A 6,659-nucleotide genomic window follows, 5' to 3' on the forward strand; every position below is an offset into this window, starting at 1 on the left:
TCGCTGCGGCCGGCGGGCACCACCCCGCGGGCGTGTCGCCCCCTGCGGTTAGCCTGAGCAGATGCAGGCCCTCGACGACCTCCGGCGGCTCCTCGCGCTGCCCCGGTTCCGACGGCTGTTCACCGTGCGCATCGTGTCGCAGGCCGGCGACGGGATGTTCCAGGTCGGGCTCGCGACCCAGCTGTTCTTCTCACCGGAACGCATGACGACGGCCGCCGGGGTCGCGAGCGCCTTCGCCGTGCTGCTGCTGCCGTTCACCGTCGTGGGCCCGTTCGCCGGCCCGCTGCTGGACCGCTGGCGCCGGCGTCAGGTGCTGGCCGTCGGCAACGCGCTGCGCGTCGTGCTCACCCTCGCGCTCGCCGTCGTCATCGTGACGTCCGGCGTCGCGCCGGCGGTCTACGTCCTCGCGCTCGTCACCCTCGGGATCAACCGGTTCCTGCTGTCGGCCCTGTCGGCCGGGCAGCCGCTCGTGGTGCCGGCCGACCGGCTCGTCATCGCCAACTCCCTCACCCCCACGCTCGGCGGGGTCTCGGCGGTGGCCGGCGGGGCGATCGGCGCGCTCGTCGGCTGGCTCGCGCCGAGCGGGGGCGTGCACGACGGCATCGTCCTCACGGTCGCCGCCGCCGCCTTCGGTGCCGCCAGTGCGCTGGCGCTGCGCCTGCGCCCCGACGAGCTCGGGCCCTCGCGCGAGGCGAGGCCCGCGCAGCGGCTGTCCGAGGACCTGCGCGCGGTCGCCGCCGACCTCGTGGCCGGGGCCCGGTACCTGGTGGCGCGGCGCACCCCGGGCGCGGCGCTCGCGGTGATGGCCGGGCAGCGGTTCGTCTACGGCGTCAACTTCCTCGCCCTCATCCTCATCGCCCGCAACCTGCTGTCCGACCCGCACGACGCTGCGGCGGGGTTGGGCACGTTCGCCCTGCTCACCGGCCTGTCGTTCGCCGGCAACGGGCTCGCGGTGGTGCTCACCCCGATCGCGCACCAGTGGGTCGAGCCGCCGCGGTGGATCCAGGTGTCGCTCGTCATCGGGGCGGCCAGCCAGCTGCTGCTCACCGTCTCGTCGCGCTTCGCGGTGATCGCGACGGGTGCCGTGCTGCTGGGGCTGTCGGTGCAGGGCGCCAAGATCGCGGTCGACACCCTCGTGCAGCGCGACACCGACGACGCCTACCGGGGTCGGGCGTTCGCCCTCTACGACATGCTCTACAACGCCGCGTTCGTCGGCGCAGCCGCCCTGGCGGCGGCCCTGCTGCCGGACACCGGGTGGTCGCGCCCGACCTTCACCGCCCTCGCGGCGGTGTGCCTGGTCGCCGCGTGGGTCTACGGGCGGACCCCCCTCCACCCGGTCGCGGTACCGCTCCCCGGGCAGCAGCCCGTGGTGCCCGAGGTCCCGCAACGGCGAGAAGTATGAGCACCCGCGGCGCCCCGGAGGGACCCGGCACCGCCGGGGCCACCAGCACGCCAGCCCACAGGTCGGGCAGCAGACCCGCCCTCCAGGACCCCGCCGAGCTCGCGGCCCGCACCGCCGTGGCGAGCCAGCTCTCCTTCGTGCTCAGCGACGCACGGGTCGAGGACGAGCCGCTCATCTGGGTCAACGAGGAGTTCTGCCGGCTCACCGGCTACGCCCCGGCCGAGGTGATCGGCCGCAACTGCCGGTTCCTCCAGGGGGCCGGCACCGACCGGCGCACCGTCGACCAGATCAAGGAAGACCTGCACGCCGGACGCACCGTCTCGGCGACCGCTCTCAACTACCGCCGGGACGGCACCCCGTTCTGGAACCACATGGTCATCAGCCCGGTGCGTGACGAGACCGGCACGATCACCCACCACCTCGGCATCCAGACGGACGCCACCGACCAGGTGCTGCACGAGCGCGCCCGCGCCGCCGAGCTCGAGCTGCTGCAGCAGACCTCTGAACGACTCGATCTGCTGTCCCGGGTCGGTGACGCGCTCGCCGAGCTGCAGGACCTCACCGACGCCGCGCAGGCCGTCGCCGACATCGCCACGCCCGCCCTGGCCAAGTGGGGGTTCGTGGCGCTCCTCGACGACCGGGGCGTGGCCCGTCGGGTGCACGTGTCCGTCGCGGCCGCCGCGCACCGGGCGGCCGCCCGCCAGCTCGAGGCCCTCGACCCCGGCTGGCTCGGGGTGTGCGCACCGCAGGTGCTGCGGGCGCTGAGCACCGACCGGGACGACATCCTGCTGCCCGAACCCGTCGACGTCGCAGCCGTGCGGGCCGGGACGTCACCGGCCCAGCTCGCCCTGCTCGAGCAGCTCGGTCTGGGCTGCGTCCTCGTGGTCCCGCTGTGGGCCCGCGACCGGGTGCTGGGCGTCCTGGGGTTCGTGCACGCCCAGCCGCGCGGGCTCGACGCCCGGGTCGTGGTCACCGCCGCCCACCTGGGACGACGCGCCGGCCTCGCGCTGGACAACGTGCGGCTGTACCGGGCCCAGCGGCAGACCGCCCTGGCGCTGCAGAACCGGCTGCTGCCCCGGCCCACGCCCGTGCCGGGGCTGGACGTGTCGGCCTCGTACCTCCCGTCGGACCGGCAGTCGGAGGTCGGCGGCGACTGGTTCGACGCGCTCACCCTGCCCGACGGGTCGGTCGGGCTGACGATCGGCGACGTCGTCGGCCACGACATGGTCGCGGCCGCTGCGATGGGCCAGGTCTCCAGCCTGCTGCGCGCCCAGGCCTGGACCGGTGCCGAACCCGCCCAGGTGATCGGGGCGCTGGGTGGTCTGCTGCGGCACATCGACTCCCCCGACGTGGCCACGTGCGTCTACCTGCGCTGGCAGACCAGGCCCGGGGGCGCGCACCTGCGCTACGTCAACGCCGGCCACCCGCCCCCGTTGCTGCGGCTGCCGGACGGGACCGTGCGCCGGCTGGACGCCCGGCCGATGCTCCCGGTGGGCCTGGACGACGGCACCCGCCCCGTCGCCCAGGGCGACATCGACGTGCCGCACGGCGCCGTGCTCGTGCTCTACACCGACGGACTGGTCGAACGGCGCGACCGCCACCTGCGTGCGGGGATCGACGCCCTCGCCGACGCCCTCGCCCAGGCGCCCACCGAGGGGGCCGAGCAGATCCGGGACCACCTGCTGGGCGCCCTGGTCGGCGACCGGCTCGACGACGACGTGTGCCTGCTCGTCGTGCGCTGCCCGTGACCTCGGTCGGTCAGGCCCGCGGGGCCGGACCGGTGTCGCGCGCCGCCCACCAGGCCAACAGCTCCTCACGCGCTGCGTCCGGGCCGAGCGGACCGCGCTCCATCCGCAGCTCGAGCAGGTAGCGGTACGCCTCGCCGACCGCGCGGCCCGGCGGGATTCCCAGGATCTGCATGATCGCGGTGCCGTCCAGGTCCGGCCGGATCGCGTCGAGCTCCTCCGCCTCGCGCAGCTGGGTGATCCGCTGCTCCAGGTCGTCGTAGGCGGACGAGAGGCGCGCGGCCTTGCGCTGGTTGCGGGTCGTGCAGTCGGACCGGGTCAGCCGGTGCAACCGCTCGAGCAGAGGACCGGCGTCGGAGACGTACCGGCGCACGGCCGAGTCCGTCCACGCACCCTCGCCGTAGCCGTGGAAGCGCAGGTGCAGCTCGACGAGCCGGGACACGTCCTGCACCGTCTGGCGCTCCATGTGCAGGGCGGTGAGGCGCTTGGCCGTCATCTTCGCCCCGACCACCTCGTGGTGGTGGAAGCTGACCCCGCCGCCCGCCTCGAACCGCCGGGTGCGGGGCTTGCCGATGTCGTGCATGACCGCCGCGAGCCGCAGCACGAGGTCCGGACCGGGCACCGGGCCGTCGGGACCGGTCTCCAGCGCGATCGCCCGGTCGAGCACCTGCAGGGTGTGCTCGTAGACGTCCTTGTGCCGGTGGTGCTCGTCGATCTCCAGCCGCAGCGCCGGCAGCTCGGGCAGCACGTGGTCGGCCAGCCCGGTGTCGACCAGCACCCGCAGCCCGGCACGCGGGTCGGCGGCCAGCAGCAGCTTGACCAGCTCGTCGCGCACCCGCTCGGCGGACACGATGGTGAGCCGGTCGGCCATCGCGCGGGTGGCCTCGGTGGCGGCGGGGTCGAGCGCGAACCCGAGCTGGGCGACGAACCGCGCACCCCGCATCATCCGCAACGGGTCGTCGTCGAAGGACCGCTCCGGCTCGATCGGGGTGCGCAGCACACCCGCGGCCAGGTCGCGCAGCCCGTCGAACGGGTCGACGAACTCCAGGCTCGGCACCCGCACCGCCATCGCGTTCACGGTGAAGTCGCGCCGCGACAGGTCACCGAGCAGGTTGTCGCCGAACGCCACCACCGGCTTGCGTGAGTCCGGGTCGTACACGTCGGACCGGTAGGTGGTGACCTCGGCGACCAGGTCGGGCTGGTCCCCCGTGGCGTAGCGGCGCGCCCCGATCGTGCCGAACGCCCGGCCGATGTCCCAGTGCGCATCGCCCCAGCGGGCCAGCAGCCGCTGGGTCTGGTCCGGCGAGGCGGACGTCGCGAAGTCCAGGTCGGCGCTGGCCCGGCCGAGGAACGCATCGCGCACCGGCCCCCCGACGAGGGCCAGCTCGAAGCCGGCCGCCTCGAACGCACGGCCCAGCTCGACCGCTGCCGGCGGCAGCCCGGACAGCACCCGCGCCGCGCGCAGCTGCAGGGCGCGGGCGTCGAGGGGCTCGTCGGGACGCATGGTGGACACCGGCACAGCCTGCCAGACGGCCGACCCGGTCGATGGCCCGGGTCGTTACAGTGGTCGGCATGTCCAGCGCGGCCGGCCCCCCCGAGCCCGGTCGCGTGCCGTCGCCGCCCGGCGGGCACCCGCTGCGCCTGGTGCGGCCGCAGACATCGGGCTCGGCAGGCACGCAGCCGCTGCCGGTGGTGGACGAGACCTCCGCCGGTGGGCTCGTCGTGCGTCGGGTCGACGGCCAGGCCGAGGCGGCGATCATCGCCCGCCGCAACCGGGCCGGCCGTCTCGAGTGGTGCCTGCCCAAGGGGCATCTGGAGGGCGACGAGACCCCCGAGGAGGCCGCCGTCCGCGAGATCTCCGAGGAGACCGGCATCCTCGGCACGATCGTCGCCCCGCTGGGGGTCATCGACTACTGGTTCAGCGGTGACGACCGTCGGGTGCACAAGGTGGTGCACCACTACCTGCTGCGGGCCCTCGGCGGGTCGCTCACGGTGGACCGCGATCCGGACCGCGAGGCCGAGGACGCCGCCTGGGTTCCGCTCACACTGCTGCCTGCCCGGCTCTCGTACCCCAACGAGCGCCGGCTCGCCGAGGCGGCGCTCGACGCGCTCGCCGAGCAGGCATGACGGGCCGTCGACCCCGCGCCGTCGTCCTGGCCGCACTCACCCTGCTGGCCGCGATGACCGCGCTCTGCACGCCGGCCGCAGCGGCCTCACCCGCACCCGCCCCGACGACGTCGGCCTCCAGCCAGCTGGCCAGCGCGACACCGTCCGCCACGCCTGCGAGCGACCTCTCGGCGACCCTGGTCTCGGTGGTGCCGCGCGTCCTCACACTGTCCGACGACCTCACCGTCACCGTCGCGATCACCAACTCCGGCACCTCCGTGCTCACCGGGGCCACCGCGAGCCTGGAGCTCAGCAGGTACCGACTCGCCAGCCGTGCCGACCTCGACGCCTGGGCCGACGGCACGACGCCGACCGGCAGTGCCTCGGTCCTCGCCCGCACACCGCTCGACGCACCGCTCGAACCGGGGGCCAGCACGACCGTCACCTTGCACGCACCGGCCTCGGCCATCCGGCTGGCGAACGTGTGGGGCCCGCGAGGGCTGCAGGTCGAGGTGAACGCCGGACCGGACCAGGCGAGGCTGCGCACCTTCCTGCTGTGGCAGTCGACGGAGCAGATCCCGCAGGCCCAGGTGGCTCTCGTCGCACCCGTCGTCGGGCCGGCCACCGGCTCGGCGTCGGCCGCGTCGGGCAGCTCATCTGCAGCGACGCCCGCGGCCGATGCAGCGGCGCTCGGACCGCTCATCGCCCCGCACGGCAGGCTGGACCGGCTGCTGGCCGCGGCCCGCGCGGTCCCGGAGCTGGGGCTCGCGGTCGACCCGGCACTGCTCGCACGGGCCGGCGCCGCCGGTCCAGTCGACCAGAGCTGGGCCACCGGGGTGCAGTCCGCGCTTGCGGACGGGCGTGAGTCCCTCGCCCTGCCGTGGGCGGACCCGGACGTGGCGGCGATCGGCGGCACGGACGACGCCACCCTGCTCACGCAGTCACGGGCCATGTCTTCGGCCGCCTACCCCGCGGCCTCGGGCGACCTCGCGTGGTCGGCCGACACGAAGGTCGACGCCGGGACCGCAGACGTCGTGCGTGCCTCAGGTGCCACCCGGTTGCTGCTGCCCGGGGCGGCGCACGGCACCGCGGGGGTCGCGACGATGCGGACCGCGTCGGGATCTCTCACCGTGCTCCGGTCGGACGCCGAGCTCGACTCGTTGGCCACCGGCAGCTCGGCCGGGACCGCCGCGGGCCAGCAGCAGGCGCTCGCGATGCTCGCCGTCGCAGCCCGGGACGGCGGGGGCGGCGACCGGGTGCTCATCGCCGCCCCTCGGGAGTGGACCGCCGACCCGACCGCCCTCGCGAGCCTGGTGGACGCGCTGCGCAGCGCGCCGTAGGTGCGCCTGACGAGCAGCGCCGCGCTGGCCACCACCGGTGACCCCGCCGCCGTCGAGCCGTCGCCG

The 6,659-nt window shown here is 75.2% G+C and carries 5 protein-coding genes; 4 read left to right on the top strand and 1 reads right to left on the bottom strand.

What is annotated here, in order from left to right; genetic code table 11:
* Positions 1-61 precede the first annotated feature (61 nt).
* The gene (locus F2B26_RS04595) at positions 62-1,402 is read left to right on the top strand and encodes an MFS transporter (RefSeq protein ID WP_201292605.1); all 1,341 of its coding nucleotides are present in this window, start codon (positions 62-64) and stop codon (positions 1,400-1,402) included.
* The gene (locus F2B26_RS04600) at positions 1,399-3,150 is read left to right on the top strand and encodes a SpoIIE family protein phosphatase (protein WP_159806917.1); all 1,752 of its coding nucleotides are present in this window, start codon (positions 1,399-1,401) and stop codon (positions 3,148-3,150) included. The genes F2B26_RS04595 and F2B26_RS04600 overlap by 4 nt, the downstream gene beginning before the upstream one ends.
* A gap of 10 nt (positions 3,151-3,160) precedes the next feature.
* Here the strand turns inward: F2B26_RS04600 and F2B26_RS04605 are convergent, their stop codons facing one another.
* A complete protein-coding gene (locus F2B26_RS04605) occupies positions 3,161-4,651 on the bottom strand; it encodes a CCA tRNA nucleotidyltransferase (RefSeq protein WP_159806923.1) in 1,491 nt (496 codons plus the stop codon).
* Positions 4,652-4,719: 68 nt separating this feature from the next.
* Here F2B26_RS04605 and F2B26_RS04610 point away from each other — a divergent pair, with 68 nt between their 5' ends.
* Together F2B26_RS04610 and F2B26_RS04615 are read left to right on the top strand one after the other, a co-directional pair.
* A complete protein-coding gene (locus F2B26_RS04610; RefSeq protein WP_159806919.1) occupies positions 4,720-5,274 on the top strand; it encodes an NUDIX hydrolase in 555 nt (184 codons plus the stop codon).
* Positions 5,271-6,593 carry a DUF6049 family protein gene (locus F2B26_RS04615; RefSeq protein ID WP_159806921.1) on the top strand — a complete coding sequence of 441 codons (1,323 nt, stop codon included), beginning with the start codon at positions 5,271-5,273 and terminating at the stop codon, positions 6,591-6,593. The genes F2B26_RS04610 and F2B26_RS04615 overlap by 4 nt, the downstream gene beginning before the upstream one ends.
* Positions 6,594-6,659 lie beyond the last annotated feature (66 nt).

Source organism: Cellulomonas citrea (genome assembly GCF_009829685.1).
GTDB lineage: Bacteria > Actinomycetota > Actinomycetes > Actinomycetales > Cellulomonadaceae > Cellulomonas > Cellulomonas citrea.

Bases quoted from the DNA above. Each gene is read 5' to 3' on its own strand.
- F2B26_RS04595 (WP_201292605.1), top strand. From the start codon at position 62: ATGCAGGCCCTCGACGACCTCCGGCGGCTCCTCGCGCTGCCCCGGTTC.
- F2B26_RS04600 (WP_159806917.1), top strand. From the start codon at position 1,399: ATGAGCACCCGCGGCGCCCCGGAGGGACCCGGCACCGCCGGGGCCACC.
- F2B26_RS04610 (WP_159806919.1), top strand. From the start codon at position 4,720: ATGTCCAGCGCGGCCGGCCCCCCCGAGCCCGGTCGCGTGCCGTCGCCG.
- F2B26_RS04615 (WP_159806921.1), top strand. From the start codon at position 5,271: ATGACGGGCCGTCGACCCCGCGCCGTCGTCCTGGCCGCACTCACCCTG.
- F2B26_RS04605 (WP_159806923.1), bottom strand. From the start codon at position 4,651: ATGCGTCCCGACGAGCCCCTCGACGCCCGCGCCCTGCAGCTGCGCGCG.